Genomic DNA, 20,565 nt, shown 5'->3' with positions numbered 1-20,565 from the left:
GGGGCCTCTTCGCAGCACAAGGCTGCTCCTACCGGTTCTGCGCCCCCTGTAGGAGCAGCCTTGTGCTGCGAAAAGGCCGGTACAGGCACCCCTAACCGCACAGCCAAGGTGCACCCCTCCCCATCCCGGTGCACTCAATACACATCGCGCCGATAGCGCTTGGCCTTGCTCAACCCCTCTACATACGCATCCGCCGCAGCCCCGCTCATACCGCCATGCTCCGCGACGATCGCGCGCAAGGCGCTGTCCACATCCTTGGCCATGCGCTGGGCATCGCCGCACACATAAAAGAACGCGCCCGCTTCCAGCCACCGCCAGAGGTCAGCGCCCTGCTCGTGCATGCGCTGCTGCACATAGATTTTCTCGGCCTGGTCGCGCGAGAAAGCGGTATCCAGGCGCACATGGCCGGTCGCCTGCCAAGCTTGCAACTGCGCTTGGTAATAGAAATCGCTGGCGGCAGACTGCTCACCGAAGAACAGCCAGTTCTGCCCACTGGCCCCACGCGCTTCGCGTTCTTCCAGAAACGCCCGAAACGGCGCGATACCCGTGCCTGGGCCGACCATGATCACCGCCACACTGTCGTCCTCAGGCAGGCGAAAATGCTTCGATGCCTGCGGGAAGATCGCCACCTTGATGCCTTGCGCACGGTCGGCCAGAAAGGTCGAGCAGGCCCCTTTGCGCTGCCCGTAACGCACCGTCGAGACCGTCAGGTGAACCTGGCCGGGGTGCGCCAACGGGCTGGAACTGATCGAGTACAAGCGCGGCTGCAACGGCTTGAGCAGGTCAAGCCAGGTGGCCAATGGCAGGTCTTGCGGGAACTCACGCAGTACGTCTGCCAACTGCCGCCCCCACAACCAGCGCTGCAGCTCGGCCTTGTGCTCAGGCTGAAGCAGCCGGCGCAGGCCCGCCGCCGTCTGGCTGAACACCTGCAACTGCGCAGGGGTGACCTTGGCGATTTCCAGGTGGGCTTGCATGGCAACGGCCAACGGCAGCGCAGGCTGGCCTTTGACCTCAACCAGGGCCTGGCCATCAAGGCGCATCAGTGCCAGCAACTCCTCGACCAACGCCGGGCAGTTACGCGGCCATACGCCCAAGGCATCGCCCGGCTGGTAGGTAAACGTGCTGCCCGACAGATCGAACACCAGTTGGCGGGTCTCCTTGCTGGCACCTGGGGCGTTGAGCACGCGGTTTTCCAGCAAGGTGGCCGACCAGGGTTGCTGCTTGCTGTAGGCCTCCACGGGCGCGGGTGCGCTGCTTGCCTGGGGCGCGGCGGCGCTGCCCAACTGTGATGACAAGGCGTCGAGCCAGGTGGCGAATGCCTCATCGAAGTCCGGCTCGCAGTCCACCCGTGGCAACAACCGCCGCCCGCCCAGCTCGGCCAGGCGCTGATCGAGCTTGCGGCCAAACCCGCAAAACTGGTCGTAACTGGAGTCACCCAAGGCCAACACGGCATAAGGCACGTCGGCACAATGGGCGCCCTCCTCGCTTTGCAGGGCTTGCCAGAACGCCGTCGCACTGTCGGGCGCATCGCCATCGCCGAACGTACTGGCGATCAGTACGACACTGGCCGCGCCGTGCAACTGCTGCGGGCTGACCGCTGCCATGCAACTGAGCTGCACGGCGAGGCCGGCGCCACGCAGGCGTTCGGCACAGCGTTCGGCCAGTGCCTCACCGTTACCGGTTTGCGAGGCCCACAGCACCTGATGCTGGGGCGCCGCAAGCGCCGGGCTGGGCTGTACCGAAGGCTGGGCGAACAACCCCGCCAATAGCCCATCGACGAACAGCCGCCGGCTTGCGGCCAGCGGCGCACTGGTCGGCAGGCTGGGCACACCTTCAGCGCGGGCCTGGTCCAGGCCGAGCAAAAAGCCCTGCACGTAATGACGCTCCTCCTCGGCCAGCACCGGGGCTGGCAGGGTGTCCAAGCCAAGCAGACGGGACAGGGTGGCGGTCGGCATGCGGGCAGGCTCCGGGTTGGCAGTGGCGGCGCTCAGGTCAACGGCGTCGATACGTTCGCCGGCAACCCGCTGCAGGGCCACGGCGCAGTGTTTGAAGGCCGGCTGCAGCGACAGCGGGTCGACGGCATCGCAGGTCACGGCATTGATCGCCAACTGATCGCCCATCACATCGTTCCAGTGGAAGGGGGCGAAACAGTTGCCCGGCATGACCCGATCACTGACCCGCGCCGGCAACAGCGCCTGCCCCCGCCGCGAGCGGATGGCCACCTGGTCCTTGTCGCGAATACCCAGGCGCGCGGCATCGTCAGGGTGCAGCTCGACAAAGGGGCCGGGCTCGAGTTTGTTCAGCGCAGGCACCTTGCCGGTCTTAGTCAAGGTGTGCCATTGGTGCTGCACGCGGCCGGTGTTGAGCACCATTGGGTAGTCCGCGTCGGGCAGCTCGGGCGCAGGCAGCCATGGGCGGGCGAAGAAGCGCGCTTTGCCACTGGCCGTCGGAAACGCCAGCGCCGGGGGCTTGCCCTGGGCATCGAGCAACAGCGGCTGGCTGCTGCCGTCGTTCTGGTAACGCAGCGGGCTGCGCGGGGCCTCATGGCCTGGCGCGCAGGGCCACTGGCGCGGCTGCGCGCGCAGCTCGGTGTAGCCGATACCGCGCAGGTCGTAGCCGGTTGCCGGGTTGTGGAAACGGCGGATTTCGTCGTACACCGCTTCGGCATTGGGGTAGTCGAAGGCTTCGGCATAGCCCATGGCGCAGGCGATGCGGGCGATGATCTGCCAGTCCGGCAGGCTTTGGCCTGGGGGTGCCACGGCGCGGGGCATCAAGGTCAGGCTGCGTTCACTGTTGATCATCACGCCCTCGCCTTCGGCCCACAGCGCGGCCGGCAGCAAGATGTCGGCGTAGCGGTTGGTCTCGGTGTCGAGAAACGCATCCTGGGTGATCACCAGTTCAGCCTGGCGCAGGCCGTCGATCACCTGCTGGCGGTTGGCGACGCTGGCCACCGGGTTGCTGCAGATGATCCAGCACGCCTTGACCTCGCCGCGCTTCATCTGCTCGAACAGCGCCACGGTGCCCTCGCCGCCTTCGCTGCGCAGGCTGCCTGGGGCCAGCTGCCACTGGTTTTCGACAAAGGCGCGGTCGGCCGCCACCAACGCCGATCGCTGCCCCGGCAGGCCCGGCCCCATGTAGCCCATCTCGCGGCCGCCCATGGCATTCGGTTGCCCGGTGAGGGAGAACGGCCCGCTGCCAGGGCGGCAAATGGCGCCGGTGGCCAGGTGCAGGTTGCAGATCGCGTTGCTGTGCCAGGTGCCATGGATGCTCTGGTTAAGGCCCATGGTCCAGCAGCTCATCCAGTCCTGGGCGCCGCCGAGCCATTCGGCGGCAGTGCGGATGTCGGCTTCGCTCAGGCCGGTGATGGCGGCGACGCGGGCGGGGCTGTAGTCCTCAAGGAATGCAGGCAGGTCTTCCCAGCCCTCGGTGTGACGGGCGATGAAGTCCGCGTTTGTGTGGCCGTTCTGGTGCAGCAGGTGCAGCAAGCCGTTGAGCAAGGCCATGTCGGTGCCCGGGCGCACCTGCAAGAACAGGTCGGCTTTGTCTGCGGTGGCCGTGCGCCGGGGGTCGACGACGATCAGCCTGGCGCCAGCTTTCAGCCGGTCGAGCAGGCGCAGGAACAGGATCGGGTGACAGTCGGCCATGTTGGCGCCGATCACCAGAAACACCTCCGCGTGCTCGAAGTCCTGGTAGCTGCCGGGCGGGCCATCGGCGCCCAATGACAGCTTGTAGCCGCTGCCAGCGCTGGCCATGCACAGCCGTGAATTGGACTCTATATGGCGGGTGCGGATAAAACCCTTGGCCAGTTTGTTGGCCAGGTACTGCGCCTCCAGCGACATCTGCCCCGACACATACAAGGCCACGGCATCGGGGCCGTGCTGGTCGATAATGCCGCGCAGGCGCTCGGCGGCCTGGGCAATGGCCTGGTCCAGGCCTGTGCGCGCCGGTTGCTGGCTGCGCTGCTGGCGCAGGTAGGCGTCTTCCATGCGCCCGGCCGCGCTCAGCGGTACGTGCGCGGTCAGGCCCTTGGTGCACAGGCGGCCAAAATTGCTGGGGTGTTGCTTGTCGCCGCTGATCTTGCTGACTTTGCCATCGGCCACGCTCATGACAATCCCGCAGCCGACGCCGCAATACGGGCAGACACTGCGTACTTCGCTGCTGCTCATGGGCCGGTCTCCTGGTAAAAACACAAAAGGCGCCGGCTGCCCCGGCTTGCATAGCAAGCGGGGCAACACGGCGCCTTTGTCGTGAAAATGTGCGGGCAATCGGCATTGATTGCCCTGGGTAGAGGCAAGCCAGCAATTACCGGGCCAGCTGTACTGGCCTCATCGCGGGCAAGCCCGCGCCCACAACGGCCTGCGCTTGCTGGGCCGGTTTGGCGCACCATGCGGTGGCATCTCGAAGGCTCGCAGCGCTATGCTGGGGCACATTTCAGCCAGAGTTACTGCCCTCCCCCCATGTCCCAGGTGATCCTTAAAACCCCCGCCCAACTCGACGTGATGCGCAACGCTGGCCAGCTACTGGCCCAGGTATTTGCAGAGCTCGACCGTTTCATACGCCCTGGCGTAACCACGATGCAGATCAACGACCATGCCGAGGCGTTCATCGTCGACGGCCTGAAGGCACGCCCGGCGAGCAAGGGCCAGTATGGGTTCCCCTACACGCTCAATACGTCAGTGGACCATGTGGTCTGCCACGGCGTGCCCAAGGCTGATGAAGTGCTGAAGGAAGGGTCGATCATCAATGTCGACATCACCCTAGAACAAGGCGGCTACATCGCCGATTCGTCGAAGATGTATTGCCTTGGCGTGATCAGCGATGAGGCCCGGCGGTTGGTCGATACCACCTATGAAGCGCTATGGAAAGGCATCGAGCAAGTGCGCCCGGGCGCGACGCTGGGTGACATTGGCCATGCTATCCAGGCCCATGCCGAAGCAGCGGGCTACAGCGTGGTGCGCGAATATTGTGGGCACGGCATTGGCCAACAGATGCATGAAAAGCCGGAGGTGCTGCATTACGGGCAGCGTGGCATGGGCATGACACTCAAGCCTGGCATGGTGTTTACCATCGAGCCGATGATCAACCAGGGCGGGCGGGGGACACGGACGTTGAAGGACGGGTGGACGGTGATTACCCGCGACCATACGCTTTCTGCGCAGTGGGAACATACGGTGGCGGTGACGGAGGCGGGGGTTGAGGTGCTGACGTTGCGGGAGGAAGAACGCAAGCGTTGATACCGCAGCGTGGCACAGACCCTGTGGGCGCGGGTTCACCCGCGAACACCGGCGAAGCCGGTGCCATACACCGCGTCGCCTTCTTCGCGGTAAACCCGCTTCCACAGGTACCTGCTAACTGAATAGGATAGGCTTGCCGCAGCAAAATTCAGCACAAACAAAAAAAGCGACCCTAAGGTCGCTTTTTCTGTAACTTCCGGGTGTTCAGTGGGCCCTGGAAGTTGAATATGGCGCAGCGGACGGGACTCGAACCCGCGACCCCCGGCGTGACAGGCCGGTATTCTAACCGACTGAACTACCGCTGCGCTATACATCGAGTGGTGGGTGATGACGGGATCGAACCGCCGACCCTCTGCTTGTAAGGCAGATGCTCTCCCGGCTGAGCTAATCACCCTTTCGTCTCGGTGTGGCGCGCATTCTACGGATGAGCCCCCACCCTGGCAAGCACTTTTTTCGACTTTTTAAAAATTTTTTCGAAGCCTTTCAAAGACCTAGCAACGCTGGGCTTTTCTTCCTTTATATAAAGGTGCTGGCCCTCTGACAGGGTTGGACGGGAACCACCGCTCGGAGAATAATGCCCGCCTTATGCATTAAGGAGAGATTGCCCCTCATGTGGTTCAAGAACCTGCTGACCTACCGCCTGACCCAGGATGTTCCATTCGACGCCGAAGCACTGGAAACCGCCCTGGCCAGCAAGCCGGCCCGTCCCTGCGCCAGCCAGGAGCTGACCACCTATGGCTTCGTCGCGCCATTCGGCAAGGGCGAAGACGCTCCCCTGGTGCACGTCAGCGGCGAGTTCCTGCTGATCGCCGCGCGCAAGGAAGAACGTATCCTCCCGAGCAGCGTGGTGAATGACGCCGTCAAGGAGAAGGTCGAAGAGATCGAGACCGAGCAGATGCGCAAGGTCTATAAAAAGGAACGCGACCAGATCAAGGACGAGATCATCCAGGCCTTCCTGCCGCGCGCCTTCATTCGTCGCTCGATGATCTTCGCCGCCATCGCCCCGCGCCTGGGCGTGATCCTGGTCAACTCGGCCAGCGCCAAGCGTGCCGAAGACCTGCTGTCGACCTTGCGTGAAGTGATGGGCTCGCTGCCGGTACGCCCCGCTACCGTGAAGATCGCGCCAGCGGCCACCATGACCGACTGGGTCAAGTCGCAGCAAGCGGCCGAAGGCTTCTATGTACTGGACGAGTGCGAGCTGCGCGACACCGCCGAAGACGGTGGCATCGTGCGCTGCAAGCGCCAGGACCTGACCAGCGAAGAAATCCAGCTGCACCTGAGCACCGGCAAGGTGGTCACCCAGCTGGCCCTGGCCTGGCAGGACAAACTGTCGTTCGTGCTCGACGACAAGATGGTCATCAAGCGCCTGAAGTTCGAGGAGCTGCTGCAAGAGCAGGCCGAACAGGATGGCGGTGATGAGGCCCAGCAGCAGTTCGATGCCAGCTTCCTGCTGATGATGATGACCTTCACTGAATTCCTCCCGGTGCTGTTCGAGGCCTTGGGTGGGGAGGAGATTCCGCAAGGGGTCTAACCTTCATGATTTGCCGGTGCTGGCCTGATCGTTAATCGTTGGCCAGTACCGGCCCTTTCGCGGGCAAGCCCGCTGCCACAGGTGCTTGCTCACCCAGTGGCAGCGGGCTTGCCCGCGAAAGGGCCCTGGAAACTCACCTCTTTATATAAGTACAAGGACTTTCCCATGCGCGCCCTCGCCGCCCTCAGCCGCTTCGTCGGCAACACCTTCGCCCTCTGGGTGTTGGTGTTCGCCGTGCTGGCCTTCCTGCAACCGCAGTGGTTCATCGCCTTGAAAGTGGCCATCGTGCCGCTGCTGGGGCTGGTGATGTTTGGCATGGGCCTGACCCTCAAGCTCGACGACTTCGCTGCCCTCGCCCGCCAACCCTGGCGAGTGATGCTGGGGGTGGTGGCGCATTTCGTGATCATGCCGGGGATGGCCTGGCTGCTCTGCCAGCTGTTCCACTTGCCCGCCGAGATCGCCGTCGGGGTGATTCTGGTCGGCTGCTGCCCAAGCGGCACCGCCTCGAACGTGATGGTCTGGCTGTCCAAGGGCGACCTGGCGCTGGCGGTGGCGATTGCCGCGGTCACCACCCTGCTCGCCCCGCTGCTGACCCCGGCGCTGATCTGGTTCCTGGCCTCGGCCTGGCTGCCGGTCTCGTTCATGGACATGTTCTGGTCGATCCTGCAGCTGGTCATGCTGCCGATCGTGCTTGGCGTGCTGGCCCAGCGCCTGTTGGGCGCACGGGTGCAGGCCGCTGTGCAGGTGTTGCCGCTGGTGTCGGTGGTAAGCATCGTCATGATCGTGTGCGCGGTGGTGGCGGCCAGCCAGGCGAAGATCGCCGAGTCGGGGCTGCTGATCATGGCGGTGGTGATGCTGCACAACAGCTTTGGCTATTTGCTGGGGTACCTGACCGGCAAGCTGTGCAAGTTGCCGCTGGCCCAGCGCAAGTCACTGGCGCTGGAGGTGGGCATGCAGAACTCCGGGCTGGGGGCGGCACTGGCGGCGGCGCACTTCTCGCCATTGGCCGCGGTGCCGAGTGCATTGTTCAGCGTTTGGCACAATATTTCCGGGGCGTTGCTGTCGACCTGGTTCCGGCGCCTGGAAGCGCCTTCGTCAGCCATTGAGAAGGGCGAGCCGGCCAGGGATTGATGTTGCCTGGCCTGGCCTCTTCGCGGGCAAGCCCGCGAAGAGGCCGGCACAGGCTTGCCCAGCATTCAGAAAATGTGCACCCTATTGCCCACTGTGAGGACGACCTCACGACGCACCGCGTGACCATTCCGGGGACGGCCCCATCCTTCACAACGATGGAGACACAGCATGTCCTGGATCATCCTCTTCTTCGCCGGCCTGTTCGAGGTCGGCTGGGCCGTCGGCCTGAAATACACCGACGGTTTCAGCAAGCCAATCCCCACCGTACTCACCGTCGGCGCCATGGTCATCAGCCTCGGCCTGCTGGGCCTGGCCATGAAGGAGCTGCCGCTGGGCACCGCCTATGCCATCTGGACCGGCGTCGGCGCTGTGGGCACGGTAATCGCCGGGATCATCCTGTTTGGCGAATCCATGGCCTTGGTGCGGCTGGTCAGTGTGGCGCTGATCGTCTGCGGCCTGATCGGCCTGAAAGTCAGCGCCAGCTGACCCGCGCGCGCTAACGCAGATCGCCGCGCAAGCGGCTGACCTGCTCACGCAACGCATCCGGCTGCGCCGCCTCCACCGGGATGGCGGCGCCAGCCACGATGGTCACACGCGACCACAAGCGCTTGAAAAACCCCTTGCCCGGGTCTCGGCTGAAGAAACTGCCCCACAGCCCCTGCAACGCCAACGGAATCACCGGCACCGGGGTTTCGCTGAGAATGCGGTTGACCCCGCCTTTGAACACATCGATCTCGCCATCCCCGGTCAACTTGCCCTCCGGGAAGATACACACCAGCTCACCCGCCGCCAGGTACTCGGCAATACGCGCGAAGGCACGTTCGTAAATGGCCTCGTCCTCACCGCGCCCGGCAATCGGGATGGCACCTGCGGTGCGGAACACGAAGTTAAGCACCGGCAGGTTGTAGATCTTGTAGTACATCACAAAGCGGATCGGCCGGCGGATCGCACCGCCGAGCAGCAGCGCGTCAACGAACGAAACGTGATTGCACACCAGCAACGCCGCCCCTTCATCAGGGATGCGCTCCAGGTCGCGGTGCTCCACGCGGTACATCGAGTGGCTGAGCAGCCAGATCAGGAAGCGCATGGTGAACTCGGGCACGATCCTGAAGATGTAGGCGTTGACCGCGATGTTGAGCAACGACACCACCAAGAACAACTGCGGGATGGTCAGTTCGGCCAGCCCCAGCAGGACGATGGTGAGGATTGCCGAAACCACCATGAACAGTGCATTGAGGATGTTGTTGGCGGCGATCACCCGGGCCCGCTGATCCTCGGCCGTGCGCGCCTGGATCAAAGCATACAGCGGCACGATATAAAAGCCGCCGAACACCCCAAGCCCGACGATCGACACCAAGATCCACCAGGCCTGGCTCATGCCCAGCAGCGCCAGCCAGTCGTGCGGCAGCGCCGCCGCCGGCACATCGCCGGAATGCCACCACCAGAGCAGGCCGAACAGGGTCAGGCCAAACGAGCCGAACGGCACCAGGCCGATTTCCACCTTGCGCCCGCTCAGCCGCTCGCACAGCAGCGATCCGAGGGCGATGCCCACCGAGAACAGGGTCAGCACCAGGGTCACCACGGTGCCGTCGCCATGCAGCCAGTCCTTGGCGTACGCCGGGATCTGGGTCAGGTAGATGGCGCCGACGAACCAAAACCACGAGTTGCCGACGATCGAGCGCGACACCGCAGGTGTCTGCCCCAGGCCCATGCGCAGGATCGCCCAGGACTGCTTGAAGATGTTCCAGTCCAGGCGCATCTGCGGCGACACCGCCGCAGCACGCGGGATCCAGCGACTGGCCAGATAGCCCAGCACCGCAGTGCCCACCACGCCCCCGGCCACCGCCGTGGCATAGCTGGCTGACGACATCATCACCCCGGCGCCGATGGTGCCGGCGAGGATCGCCAAAAAGGTGCCCATTTCGACCAGCCCGTTACCGCCCACCAGCTCTTCTTCACGCAGGGCCTGGGGCAGGATCGAATACTTCACCGGCCCGAACAGCGCCGAATGGGTCCCCATGCCGAACAACGCCACCAGCATCAGGGCGAGGTGATTGGTAATGAAGCCCAGGGCACCGATGGCCATGATGCCGATCTCGGCCAGCTTGATCGCTCGGATTAGCGCATCCTTGGCGAACTTCTCGCCAAACTGCCCACCCAGCGCCGAAAACAGGAAGAACGGCAGGATGAACAGCAATGCGCAGAGGTTGACCCAGATCGAACGGTCGCCGTCCCCCAGGCTGAGCTTGAACAGGATCGCCAGGATCAGCGATTGCTTGAACAGGTTGTCGTTGAACGCACCCAGCGACTGGGTGATGAAGAACGGCAAGAAGCGCCGCTTGCCGAGCAAGGTGAATTGCGAGGTGTGACTCATCGTCCTTGTTCCCTGAGGGCTTTGTCATTGGAGGCACGCTGGCCGCAAGAAGCCACAAATCTGCACGTGAAAGCCTGCCGCTGGCAAGCCTGGCACGCCAACTCAGGCGAGGCTGCGCAACAGCACCCGACTGGCCTATGCTTGGAACCCGGCAAACCCGAACGACAAGGACGTGGCAATGCTCGCCGCCCTCAAGCGCTACCCACCCGCCGTACGCCTGCTGCTCACCACCACCTTCACCCTGACCCTGGCGCGCGCCCTGACGCTGCCCTACCTGGTGGTGTACCTGGCCGATAACTTCCAACTGCCGGTCAGCCAGATCGGCCTGCTGATCGGCGGCGCGCTGATCATCGCCTCGCTGCTCAGCCTTTACGGCGGCCACCTGGTGGACACCGTGCGCAACCATACCTTGGTGATCGCCAGCACCGTGGTGTTTGCGCTGGCCTTCATCGGCGCCATCGCCAGCCGCTCGGCCGCGCTGTTCTTCCTGTGCCTGGTACTGATCAACCTGGCCCTGGCGGTGGTCGACATCGCGGCCAAGGCCGGCTTTTGTGCGCTGCTGCCAGTGGACGAACGGGCCGAGGTGTTCGCCATCAAGTACACCTTGAGCAACGTCGGCTATGCCGCAGGCCCCTTGCTGGGCGTCGCGATGCTGGAACTGGACGACCACCTGCCCTTCATCGCCTCCGCCTTGCTCGGCCTGGGGATGGGCCTGGCCTACCAGCGTCTGGGGGACCGCAGCCTGCAGGGCGATGCCCCGGCGCAATCGGCTGCAGGGTTCGCGCAAGTGGCGCTGGGCTTGGCGCGTGACCGGCGGCTGGTGTACTTCACCTTGGGCGGGGTCCTCAGCGCGGTGGTGTTCGGCCAGTTCACTGCCTATTTGTCGCAGTACCTGGTGGTAACGACCACGCCAAGCGAGGCGGCGCGCCTGGTCGGCTACCTGGTGACCACCAACGCCATCACGGTGATTGCCCTGCAATACCTGATCGGCCGGCGTATCAGCCGCCAGCGCCTGATGCCCTGGCTGCTGGCCGGGATGGGCCTGTTCATCGCCGGGCTGCTGGGGTTTTCATGGGCAAGCACGGTGCCGATGTGGTGCCTGGCGATGCTGGTGTTCACCCTGGGGGAAATCATCGTGATACCCGCCGAGTACATGTTCATTGACCTGATCGCCCCAGAGCACCTGCGCGGGGTGTATTACGGTGCACAGAACCTGTCCAACCTGGGCGCGGCGCTGGGGCCGGTGATGGTCGGGTTTGCCCTCGGGCACTGGTGGCCGAGGGCGATCTTCTACCTGCTGGTGTTGTCGGTGATACTGGCGGGGGTGTTCTACTGGCGGGGCACCCGCAGGTATTGATGTTGCCTGTACCCGCGAAGAGGCCGGTACAGGTGTAGGCCGATCCCTGCGACGACTCGCCACTGCGACCATCGTCGGCGCTGACGAACCTGCGCCTGCGTGCCAGACTGATTGATCGGGACCGCGTTACCTTTTTTGCTCCGGAGTTTTCATGTCGTTGTCCAGTGGGCTGATCGCCGTGGTCGCCCTGGCCTATATGGCCATCATGTTCGCCATCGCCTTTTACGGCGACCGACGCAGCACACCGTTGCCGCCGAAGCTGCGTGCCTGGGTGTACAGCCTGTCGCTGGCCGTGTACTGCACCAGCTGGACCTTCTTCGGTGCCGTCGGCCAGGCTGCCGAACAGCTCTGGGCGTTCCTGCCGATCTACCTGGGCCCGGTACTGCTGCTGATTTTCGCACCTTGGGTGCTGCAGAAGATGGTGCTGATCAGCAAGCAGCAGAACATCACCTCGATCGCCGACTTCATTGCCGCACGCTACGGCAAATCGCAGACCCTGGCGGTGGTAGTGGCGCTGATCTGCCTGGTCGGCGTGCTGCCCTACATCGCCTTGCAGCTCAAAGGCATCGTGCTGGGCGTCAACCTGCTGATCGGCGCCAACGCCGACGCCACCGGCACCCGCGTGCAGGATACCGCGCTGGTGGTATCGCTGGTGCTGGCACTGTTCGCCATCGTCTTCGGCACCCGTAGCCTGGACGTGACCGAGCACCACCGCGGCATGGTCCTGGCGATCGCCTTCGAGTCGTTGATCAAGCTGTTGGCGTTCCTGGCCGTGGGCATCTTCGTGGTGTTCAACCTGTACGACGGCTTTGACGACCTGTTCAGCCAGGCGCGCCAGTCGATCCAACTGGAAAGCTACTGGCAGGAGACCATCAACTGGCCGTCGATGGTGGTGCAAACCGCGGTGGCCATGATGGCGATCATCTGCCTGCCACGGCAGTTCCATGTCACCGTGGTGGAGAACATCGAACCGCAGGACATGCGCCTGGCCCGCTGGGTGTTCCCGATGTACCTGGTGCTGGCTGCGCTGTTCGTGGTGCCAATCGCCCTGGCCGGGCAGATGCTGCTGCCGGGCACGGTGATGTCCGACTCGTTCGTCATCAGCCTGCCCCTGGCCGAAGCCCACCCGAGCCTGGCCCTGCTGGCCTTCATCGGTGGCGCCTCGGCGGCCACTGGCATGGTCATCGTCGAAGCCGTGGCGCTGTCGACCATGGTCTCCAACGACATGCTGCTGCCCTGGCTGCTGCGCCGCAACAATGCCGAGCGCCCGTTCGAAGCGTTCCGCCACTGGATGCTCTCGGTACGCCGGGTGACCATCGTGGTGATCCTGCTGCTGGCCTATGTCAGCTATCGCCTGCTCGGTTCGACCGCGAGCCTGGCGACCATCGGCCAGATCGCCTTCGCCGCTGTGACCCAGCTCACCCCGGCCATGCTCGGCGCACTGTACTGGAAGCAAGCCAACCGGCGCGGCGTTTTCGCCGGCCTCGCCGCCGGCATCTTCCTGTGGTTCTACACCCTGGTGCTGCCGATTGCCGCCCATAGCGTGGGTTGGTCGCTCGAGCTGTTTCCGGGCCTGGCGTGGCTGCATGGCAACCCGCTGAACCTGCCGATCAGCCCACTGACCCAAGGCGTGGTGCTGTCGCTGGCAGGTAACTTCACCTTGTTTGCCTGGGTGTCGGTGCTGTCGCGCACGCGGGTGTCAGAGCACTGGCAGGCTGGCCGCTTCATCGGCCAGCAGACCAGCGCCCGCCCTAACAGCAAACCGCTGCTGGCGGTGCAGATCGATGACCTGCTGACCCTGGCCTCGCGCTTCGTCGGCGAAGAACGTGCGCGGCAGAGCTTCATCCGCTTCGCCTACCGCCAGGGCAAAGGCTTCAACCCCAACCAGAACGCCGACGGTGACTGGATCGAGCACACCGAGCGCTTGCTCGCCGGGGTGCTCGGCACCTCGTCGACCCGAGCCGTGGTCAAGGCCGCCATCGAAGGCCGCGACATGCAGCTTGAAGACGTGGTGCGCATCGCCGACGAGGCCAGCGAAGTGCTGCAGTTCAACCGCGCGCTGCTGCAAGGGGCCATCGAGAACATCAACCAGGGCATCAGCGTGGTCGACCAGAACCTGCATCTGGTGGCCTGGAACCGCCGCTACCTGGAGCTGTTCAACTACCCCGACGGACTGATCAGCGTTGGCCGGCCAATTGCCGACATCATCCGCTACAACGCCGAGCGCGGCCTGTGCGGCCCGGGCGAGGCGCAGGTTCACGTGGCGCGGCGCCTGCACTGGATGCGCCAAGGCCGCGCGCACTCCTCCGAGCGGCTGTTCCCCAACGGCCGGGTCATCGAGCTGATCGGCAACCCGATGCCCGGTGGCGGCTTCGTCATGAGCTTCACCGACATCACCCCGTTCCGCGAAGCTGAACAGGCGCTGCGCGATGCTAACGAGGGCCTGGAGCAGCGGGTGGCGGAGCGTACCCATGAGCTGTCGCAGCTCAACCAGGCATTGTCCGAAGCCAAGAGCCAGGCCGAGGCGGTGAGCAAGTCCAAGACCCGCTTCCTGGCCGCAGTCAGCCACGACCTGATGCAACCGCTTAACGCCGCGCGGCTGTTCTCCGCCGCCCTGTCGCAACAGGCCGAGGGCATGAACGAGGAGGCCCAGCAACTGGTGCAGCACATGGACAGCTCGCTGCGCTCGGCCGAAGAACTGATCAGCGACCTGCTGGACATCTCGCGCCTGGAGAACAACAAGATCACCCCGGACGCCAAGCCGTTCGCCCTCAACGAGCTGTTCGACACCCTGGGTGCCGAGTTCAAGGTACTGGCCGCCGAGAAAGGGCTGGAGTTCCGCCTGCGCGGCAGCCGCTTGCGGGTCGACAGCGACATGAAGTTGCTGCGCCGCGTGCTGCAGAACTTCCTGACCAACGCCCTGCGCTATGGCAAAAGCCCGATTCTGCTGGGTGCCCGCCGCCAGGGCGAACGCCTGTGGCTGGAAGTGTGGGACCGCGGCCCGGGGATCGCCGACAACAAGCTGCAAGAGATTTTCCAGGAGTTCAAACGCCTGGACAGCCACCAGACCCGTGCCGAAAAAGGCCTGGGCCTGGGCCTGGCCATCGCCGACGGCCTGTGCCGGGTACTGGGCCATAGCCTGGAAGTGCGCTCATGGCCCGGCAAGGGCACGGTGTTCCGCGTCAGCGTCCCGATCGCCCGCCAGGCGGCGCCCGCGCCCAGTGCGCCGGTGGAGCAGACGGGCCAACCGCTCGCCGGGCTGCAGGTGCTGTGCATCGACAATGAAGACAGCATCCTGATTGGCATGAACAGCCTGCTCAGCCGTTGGGGCTGCCAGGTCTGGACCGCCCGCAACCGCGCCGAATGCGAGGCCTTGCTGGCCAACGGCATGCGCCCGCACCTGGCGCTGGTGGACTACCACCTGGACGACGGCGAAACCGGCACCGAGCTGATGGGCTGGCTACGCGCCCGGCTGGGCGAGCCGGTGCCTGGGGTGGTGATCAGCGCCGACGGCAGCAAAGAGACCATCGCCCTGGTGCATGCCTCAGGCCTGGACTACCTGGCCAAGCCGGTCAAGCCGGCAGCCTTGCGCGCCCTGCTCAATCGGCATCTGAGCCTGGTTCAGTAACCGCTTCGTCCGGCAGGGCTTCATCGGACAGCGCCCGCTCCAGCAAGTCTGCCGGCAGGCTCTTGCTGGCACGGGCACCCAAGAGCTTGAGCTGCTCGCTGCGGCTGACCAGGTTGCCACGCCCTTCGCACAGTTTGTTGCGCGCTGCGGCGTAGGCCTTGTCCACCTGCTGCAAGCGGTTGCCCAGCTCGTCCAGGTCCTGGATGAACAGCACGAACTTGTCGTACAGCCAGCCGGCCCGCTCGGCGATCTCGCGGGCGTTCTGGCCTTGGCGTTCCTGCTTCCACAAGCTGTCGATCACCCTCAGGGTGGCCAGCAGTGTGGTCGGGCTGACAATCACGATGTGCCGGTCGAAAGCTTCCTGGAACAAGTTGGGCTCGGCCTGCAGGGCCGCCGAAAAAGCGGCCTCGATGGGCACGAAAAGCAGGACGAAATCCAGGCTGTGCAGGCCTTCGAGGCGGTTGTAGTCCTTGCTCGACAGGCCTTTGACGTGGCTGCGCAACGACTGCACATGCTGCTTGAGCGCGGCCTCGTCATTGCTGCCGACAAACTGCTGGTAAGCCGTGAGGCTGACCTTGGCATCCACTACCACCTGCTTGTCGCCGGGCAGCATGATCAGCACATCGGGTTGGAAGCGCTCGCCGTCGGCGCTCTTCAGGCTGACCTGGGTCTGGTATTCGCGGCCCTTCTCCAAGCCCGCATGCTCCAGTACCCGCTCCAGGATCATCTCGCCCCAGTTGCCTTGGGTTTTCTGGCCCTTGAGGGCCTGGGTGAGGTTGGTGGCTTCGTCGGACAGGCGCTGGTTGAGCTGCTGCAAGCGCTCCAGTTCCTTGCCCAGGGAGAAACGCTCGCGTGACTCCTGCTGGTAGCTTTCCTCGACGCGCTTCTCAAAGGCCTGGATGCGGTCCTTGAGCGGGTCGAGCAGTTGGCCCAGGTGCTGCTGGCTGGTCTGGGCAAAGCGTTGCTCGCGCTCGTCGAAGATTTTCGTGGCCAGGTCGGAGAACTGGGCGCGCAGGGTGTCGCGGGCCTCTTGCAGGTCTTCCAGGCGTTGTTGGTGGTTTTCCTGCTGCTCGCGCAGCTCGGCCTCCAGGCGTGCGCCTTGGGCTTCCAGGCGGCGCAGTTCGGCTTCACGGTTGGCGCGTTCGAGGCTCCAGGCGTGGGCAGCATCGCGGGCATTGTCGCGGTCGATCTGCAGCAACTCCAGCTCACGGCCCTGGGCTGCCAGCTGGGCTTGCTTGACGGTGTTGGCTTCGCTGAGGTCGCTGACTTCGTCGCGGCTGGCGTCCAGTTGCGCCTGCAACCCGGCCAGGGACAACTGGGCAGCGTTAAGGCGCTCTTCGAGCAGGGCCTGTTCACCCTGTCGGGCGCCCTGGCGACGCTGCACCTGCATGACCCACACCAGGCAGGGTAACGCACCTGCCACCAAGCCCAGCAGAATGCTGGCCAGATCCACTGTCATGGTTACCCCGATCGAACATGATGAATGCTGCGCAGCTTATCAGCCTGGGAACTGGCCTTGCGCCTTTTCACGCGTCACCATCAACCGGAAAACCACTGCCCCAGCAGCCGCCGCGCTTCCTGCGAGCCCTGCGCAGCGGCCAGCTCCAGCCAGTAGCGGGCCTGGTCCGGCTCGCTGGCCTGGCACAACCGGGCATATTCCAGCTGTGCGCGGCGATCACCGGCGCGGGCAGCCTGGCGCAGCAGCTCGTGGCCGATACGCCGGTCGCGGGCATTGCCGCAATCATGGCACAGCATCTGCCCCAGCCGGCTCTGGGCCACCACCACGCCCTGGCGCGCTGGCTGTTTCAGCAAGCGGCCTGCCAAGTGCTTGACCTGAGGCTTGTCACCCAGGCGCGGGCTATCGAGCAGCCACAGGGCCACTTTCAGGGAGAAGCGTTTGGGTGGAGGCACTGACGAGGCGTCAGCAGGGTTGGCGAGGTGTTTACCGCGAAACTTCATGAGCAACAGGCAAGGTGACTCGAAAGGCGCGCCACTCTACTCCATTTTTTCTGGCATGGCCTGTCGATTTCTGAAGGATTGAAAAAAAAATTTCGATGATCTTTTCTTGACGTTTTCGAGTGGATGACCAACCGGTCTAGCGGCGCCCGAAGATTGTCCGACAGTTCCCTGGGTTGCTGGCACACCCGTCCTAGAGCAAGCGCTTGGGACAATCCACAGTTCCTGTGGATAACTCGGTGGACAACCCCCTTCGGTGGCCCTTAAACCCCCGTAAAATGGGGCCTCCAGTCAAACTGACGATTTTTTCACCAGCTAAAATTAGTGTTTTTTTTCATTGACTTAACTCACCAGTCAAGGCATTGGCGAGCCTGTTGAGGGCTGTTGCCGGTGTGTTACAGCGTGCGCGCCAAATGTGAACAACTGCGCCCCACACCTTCATTTGGCTGCACAAAAACAACACATCCTCGGCCATGACAGCCCTTTGCCCCCCTTCCCAGCCCGCGAAAGAAGCGCCATACTGCTCGGCTAGCCTGGGCAGGTGCACAAACACTTGCCAAAGCAGTTTATCTGCGGTAAGGTGCGCCTCGTTAGTACCAAGCTGAAAGTCAATTCTGGCCAGAAGCGTCCTTGCAACGCTGCTCTCCCAAAAGCAGGCATTGCTGAAACCAGGACCGGCCACACTCGATGATTCCCTCGCCAGCCAAACGCTGCCCAGCAAGAATCACCTTGCAGATTGATCAGGATTCCACCCCGACGGCCTAGAACCTTGGCCCCGGCGTGCTGCCTGCCCTCTTAAGTACCTACCAGTCAGCCCAAGCGCCCACATTTGATTGCGCTCTCTCTGGCTGCTTTGTTCCAGTCAGGTTCGTTTCGTCCCTTAATAAAGGCGTCACTGGAACGTTTCTATCATGCACGGATCATACCCTCCGTGTTTAAAGCAGGAACCTCCAATAATATGCAAACTCATCCACACATTCAGGCTGCCATTGGCACCCTTTCCCAGGCCTTCTCGCCGTTGAAGTGCCTTATCGTTGCCCCTCGCAAGGGCAGCTTCAGCTTTACCCTGGTCGACGAACACGGCGTCGCCTGCCACACCGAACGCCTGTACCCTGAACAGTACAGCCGCAAGGAACCCCTGCAGGCAGTGATCGCTCGGACCCGTCAGTCGCTCACCGCGTGAGCGGCGAATACGGCGGCATTCAGGCGCTGAATCATTACCCAGGTAGCCTGCCTGATCGTTCTTGGCGTAATTGCCCCATGGCATATAGCCTCGAACGTCAGGCAGCAATCGATTTAAAAACAGCTCTTTACACCACGATTATCACACTACACTTCAACTCGAGCGGTGCTAACCGCTTCCGGCGGGCCTGATCATTCACCAGCTGCCAAGCTCCAGCGCCCGTCCGGCCCTTACTTGCTCGAGGGCATCATGGGTATCGCGGCGAATGAATTGTGTCTGTATGTGATCCGACCCACCCTGGTCTACCTGGACCGCCACTGCCCTAGCGCTGAAGCATTGCTACTGGGCATCGCCGCCAGCCAGTCGGCCCTCGGCTCAGCCTTGCACGACCGGCGTGGCCACGGCCTCTACCGCATCGGCGAAACCCGTCACCAGGCGCTCTGGGACGAGTATCTCGCCCGCGACCCTGACCTCGCCAGCCTGGTCCGCGGCCTGGCCAGCCAACACGCCTTTCTCGGCGGCCCCCACCTGGAACTCACGGTAAACCTTCGCTATTCCACCGCTATCGCCTGGATGCTGGTCGAGGCGCAAGCCACGCCCCTGCCTGCCGCTGACGACTTGCTGGGCCTGGCGCGAATCTGGCGCCAGGTTTTCCACCCTCAGGGTCGCCTGCGCGACTTCACCCACGCCTGGCATACCTGCATAGATCAGAGATTGCCTCAGGCATCTTAGGAAACGCCCTACAGCTTTACCGGAAAAAATGGAATTTTGGTCGGATTGTCCTACAAAACCGCTCTATCTCCTGTGATTGAGGCTATAGCGCGGCGGGCAATTTGTTGGTAGCTTTTCGCCCCGGAGATCCCAAGGAGTTTCTAATAATGAAAAAAGTAATGCTCAAAACCTCCCTCGGCGTAGCCGTTGCGCTTGCTTCCAGCCAACTGCTCGCCAGCGGCTTTGCCCTGAACGAACAGAGCATCAGCAGCATGGGGACAGGTTTCGCGGGACGTTCTTCTTCTGCCGAAGATGCCAGCACCGTGTTTGGCAACCCAGCCGGCATGTCCCGCCTCAAGCGCGAACAGATCACCGTGGGCGGCGCTGCCGTCATCGCCAAGTCCGATATCTCGGGCCCTGGCAGCAACCTCGGGGGGGAAACCGATGGTGACATGGTGCCTGTCGTTGGCGTACCCATGGGCTACTACGTCAAGCCGATCGATGATCACTGGAGCGTCGGTTTCGGCGTCTACGTGCCCTTCGGCCTGGTGACCGACTACGGCAGCGACGATGCTGCTCGCTACTGGGGCAAAAAGAGCCACGTCGAGGTGGTGACCTTCCAGCCAACCGTCAGCTACGCCTTCAACGACAAGGTTTCGATCGGTTTCGGTCCAACCATCAACCGCATCAAGGGTGAACTGGGCTCGAGCCTGATCAACCCGTTCAGCCCTGGCCGCAACGACGGCGAAGTGAAGATCAAGGGCGATGACACCGCTGTGGGCTACAACATCGGTATCCTGGTCCAGGCCACCGACAGCACCCGCGTCGGCCTGACCTACCACTCGATGGTCGACTACAAGCTCGAAGGCAAGACCCGCGTCAGCACCCCGCTGATCGGGCCGTTCAACGGCAACAAGTTCGATGCCACCCTGAAGATCAAGACGCCTGAGTCTGTCGATCTTTCGGTCACCCACGAACTCGACGACCAGTGGACCCTGTACGCAGGCAGCACCTGGACCCGTTGGAGCCGCCTGGAAGACATCACCGTGCAGAACGATGTGCCGGCACCGCTGGCAGGTTCGGCCTTCCAGACCATCACCGAAGAGCAGAACTGGCACGACACCTGGGCACACGCCATTGGCGCGTCGTACAAGGTCAACAAGGAGTGGGTACTGCGTACCGGCTTCACCGTCGACCAGTCGCCAACCAACAACCACGACCGTTCACCGCGCATCCCGACTGGCGATCGCAAGGTGTTCAGCCTGGGTGCCGGTTGGAGCCCAAGCGAAGACATGACCATCGACGTGGCGTATTCCTACCTGTGGGAAGAGGACACCAAGGTCAACCAGGTCAGCGCGACAAAAGGCAGCTACCAGGCCAAGTACGAAAACAGCGCTCACGGCGTCGGTGCATCCCTCACCTACCGCTTCTGAGTCGCACCCGCAGTATGGAAAACCGCC

The 20,565-nt window shown here is 63.6% G+C and carries 13 protein-coding genes and 2 tRNA genes; 9 read left to right on the top strand and 6 right to left on the bottom strand.

Features of this window, described 5'->3' with window-relative positions:
* Window positions 1-134: 134 nt before the first annotated feature.
* Entirely contained in the window at window positions 135-4,166 is a 4,032-nt protein-coding gene (locus tag LOY53_RS06250) for a bifunctional nitrate reductase/sulfite reductase flavoprotein subunit alpha (protein WP_258703723.1), read from the bottom strand.
* A 291-nt stretch (window positions 4,167-4,457) separates the two neighbouring features.
* On the opposite strand from LOY53_RS06250, the gene map reads away from it, so the two are divergent.
* Window positions 4,458-5,234 carry a type I methionyl aminopeptidase gene (gene map / locus LOY53_RS06245; RefSeq protein ID WP_258703722.1) on the top strand — a complete coding sequence of 259 codons (777 nt, stop codon included), beginning with the start codon at window positions 4,458-4,460 and terminating at the stop codon, window positions 5,232-5,234.
* A gap of 228 nt (window positions 5,235-5,462) precedes the next feature.
* Here map and LOY53_RS06240 read toward each other — a convergent pair.
* Both LOY53_RS06240 and LOY53_RS06235 read right to left on the bottom strand, forming a co-directional pair.
* Window positions 5,463-5,539 (bottom strand) — tRNA-Asp (locus LOY53_RS06240).
* 13 nt (window positions 5,540-5,552) lie between these two features.
* A tRNA-Val gene (locus LOY53_RS06235) sits at window positions 5,553-5,628 on the bottom strand.
* A 216-nt stretch (window positions 5,629-5,844) separates the two neighbouring features.
* On the opposite strand from LOY53_RS06235, the gene rdgC reads away from it, so the two are divergent.
* The 3 genes from rdgC (at window position 5,845) to sugE (ending at window position 8,382) form a co-directional block, all read left to right on the top strand.
* Complete coding sequence (gene rdgC, locus LOY53_RS06230; protein ID WP_252826988.1) at window positions 5,845-6,765, top strand: recombination-associated protein RdgC; 921 nt, start codon at window positions 5,845-5,847, stop codon at window positions 6,763-6,765.
* 165 nt (window positions 6,766-6,930) lie between these two features.
* Window positions 6,931-7,896 (top strand): bile acid:sodium symporter family protein, encoded by a 966-nt coding sequence (locus tag LOY53_RS06225; protein WP_258703721.1) that lies wholly within the window; start codon window positions 6,931-6,933, stop codon window positions 7,894-7,896.
* Between the two features lie 168 nt (window positions 7,897-8,064).
* A complete protein-coding gene (gene sugE / locus LOY53_RS06220; RefSeq protein WP_019470182.1) occupies window positions 8,065-8,382 on the top strand; it encodes a quaternary ammonium compound efflux SMR transporter SugE in 318 nt (105 codons plus the stop codon).
* Between the two features lie 10 nt (window positions 8,383-8,392).
* Here the strand turns inward: sugE and LOY53_RS06215 are convergent, their stop codons facing one another.
* Window positions 8,393-10,270 carry an MFS transporter gene (locus LOY53_RS06215; protein ID WP_252826986.1) on the bottom strand — a complete coding sequence of 626 codons (1,878 nt, stop codon included), beginning with the start codon at window positions 10,268-10,270 and terminating at the stop codon, window positions 8,393-8,395.
* Window positions 10,271-10,448: 178 nt separating this feature from the next.
* Here LOY53_RS06215 and LOY53_RS06210 point away from each other — a divergent pair, with 178 nt between their 5' ends.
* Window positions 10,449-11,627, top strand: a complete 1,179-nt coding sequence (locus LOY53_RS06210; protein ID WP_258703720.1) for an MFS transporter — start codon at window positions 10,449-10,451, stop codon at window positions 11,625-11,627.
* Between the two features lie 151 nt (window positions 11,628-11,778).
* Window positions 11,779-15,255, top strand: coding sequence for a hybrid sensor histidine kinase/response regulator (locus LOY53_RS06205; protein WP_252826984.1), 3,477 nt, complete (start codon window positions 11,779-11,781; stop codon window positions 15,253-15,255).
* Here the strand turns inward: LOY53_RS06205 and rmuC are convergent.
* Entirely contained in the window at window positions 15,227-16,600 is a 1,374-nt protein-coding gene (gene rmuC / locus LOY53_RS06200) for a DNA recombination protein RmuC (RefSeq protein WP_172960404.1), read from the bottom strand. The two genes, LOY53_RS06205 and rmuC, sit on opposite strands and share 29 nt — an antisense overlap.
* Before the next feature lie 194 nt (window positions 16,601-16,794).
* Window positions 16,795-17,214 carry a tetratricopeptide repeat protein gene (locus LOY53_RS06195; protein WP_258703719.1) on the bottom strand — a complete coding sequence of 140 codons (420 nt, stop codon included), beginning with the start codon at window positions 17,212-17,214 and terminating at the stop codon, window positions 16,795-16,797.
* A gap of 955 nt (window positions 17,215-18,169) precedes the next feature.
* Between LOY53_RS06195 and LOY53_RS06190 the strand changes: the two genes are divergently transcribed.
* The 3 genes from LOY53_RS06190 (at window position 18,170) to LOY53_RS06180 (ending at window position 20,538) form a co-directional block, all read left to right on the top strand.
* Window positions 18,170-18,394, top strand: a complete 225-nt coding sequence (locus tag LOY53_RS06190; protein WP_027595881.1) for a hypothetical protein — start codon at window positions 18,170-18,172, stop codon at window positions 18,392-18,394.
* A 249-nt stretch (window positions 18,395-18,643) separates the two neighbouring features.
* Complete coding sequence (locus tag LOY53_RS06185; RefSeq protein WP_027595880.1) at window positions 18,644-19,126, top strand: hypothetical protein; 483 nt, start codon at window positions 18,644-18,646, stop codon at window positions 19,124-19,126.
* 146 nt (window positions 19,127-19,272) lie between these two features.
* Window positions 19,273-20,538 carry an OmpP1/FadL family transporter gene (locus LOY53_RS06180; RefSeq protein WP_099453183.1) on the top strand — a complete coding sequence of 422 codons (1,266 nt, stop codon included), beginning with the start codon at window positions 19,273-19,275 and terminating at the stop codon, window positions 20,536-20,538.
* The last annotated feature ends 27 nt before the right edge of the window (window positions 20,539-20,565 follow it).

Source organism: Pseudomonas sp. B21-031 (assembly GCF_024748985.1).
In the GTDB taxonomy this organism is placed as follows: Bacteria; Pseudomonadota; Gammaproteobacteria; order Pseudomonadales; family Pseudomonadaceae; genus Aquipseudomonas; species Aquipseudomonas kermanshahensis.
This window is presented reverse-complemented; position numbering and strand designations above follow the sequence as displayed.

Excerpts from the sequence above, each read along its gene's own strand:
- LOY53_RS06250 (WP_258703723.1), bottom strand. The coding sequence starts at position 4,166 with ATGAGCAGCAGCGAAGTACGCAGTGTCTGCCCGTATTGCGGCGTCGGC.
- map (WP_258703722.1), top strand. The coding sequence starts at position 4,458 with ATGTCCCAGGTGATCCTTAAAACCCCCGCCCAACTCGACGTGATGCGC.
- rdgC (WP_252826988.1), top strand. The coding sequence starts at position 5,845 with ATGTGGTTCAAGAACCTGCTGACCTACCGCCTGACCCAGGATGTTCCA.
- LOY53_RS06225 (WP_258703721.1), top strand. The coding sequence starts at position 6,931 with ATGCGCGCCCTCGCCGCCCTCAGCCGCTTCGTCGGCAACACCTTCGCC.
- sugE (WP_019470182.1), top strand. The coding sequence starts at position 8,065 with ATGTCCTGGATCATCCTCTTCTTCGCCGGCCTGTTCGAGGTCGGCTGG.
- LOY53_RS06215 (WP_252826986.1), bottom strand. The coding sequence starts at position 10,270 with ATGAGTCACACCTCGCAATTCACCTTGCTCGGCAAGCGGCGCTTCTTG.
- LOY53_RS06210 (WP_258703720.1), top strand. The coding sequence starts at position 10,449 with ATGCTCGCCGCCCTCAAGCGCTACCCACCCGCCGTACGCCTGCTGCTC.
- LOY53_RS06205 (WP_252826984.1), top strand. The coding sequence starts at position 11,779 with ATGTCGTTGTCCAGTGGGCTGATCGCCGTGGTCGCCCTGGCCTATATG.
- LOY53_RS06195 (WP_258703719.1), bottom strand. The coding sequence starts at position 17,214 with ATGAAGTTTCGCGGTAAACACCTCGCCAACCCTGCTGACGCCTCGTCA.
- LOY53_RS06190 (WP_027595881.1), top strand. The coding sequence starts at position 18,170 with ATGCAAACTCATCCACACATTCAGGCTGCCATTGGCACCCTTTCCCAG.
- LOY53_RS06185 (WP_027595880.1), top strand. The coding sequence starts at position 18,644 with ATGGGTATCGCGGCGAATGAATTGTGTCTGTATGTGATCCGACCCACC.
- LOY53_RS06180 (WP_099453183.1), top strand. The coding sequence starts at position 19,273 with ATGAAAAAAGTAATGCTCAAAACCTCCCTCGGCGTAGCCGTTGCGCTT.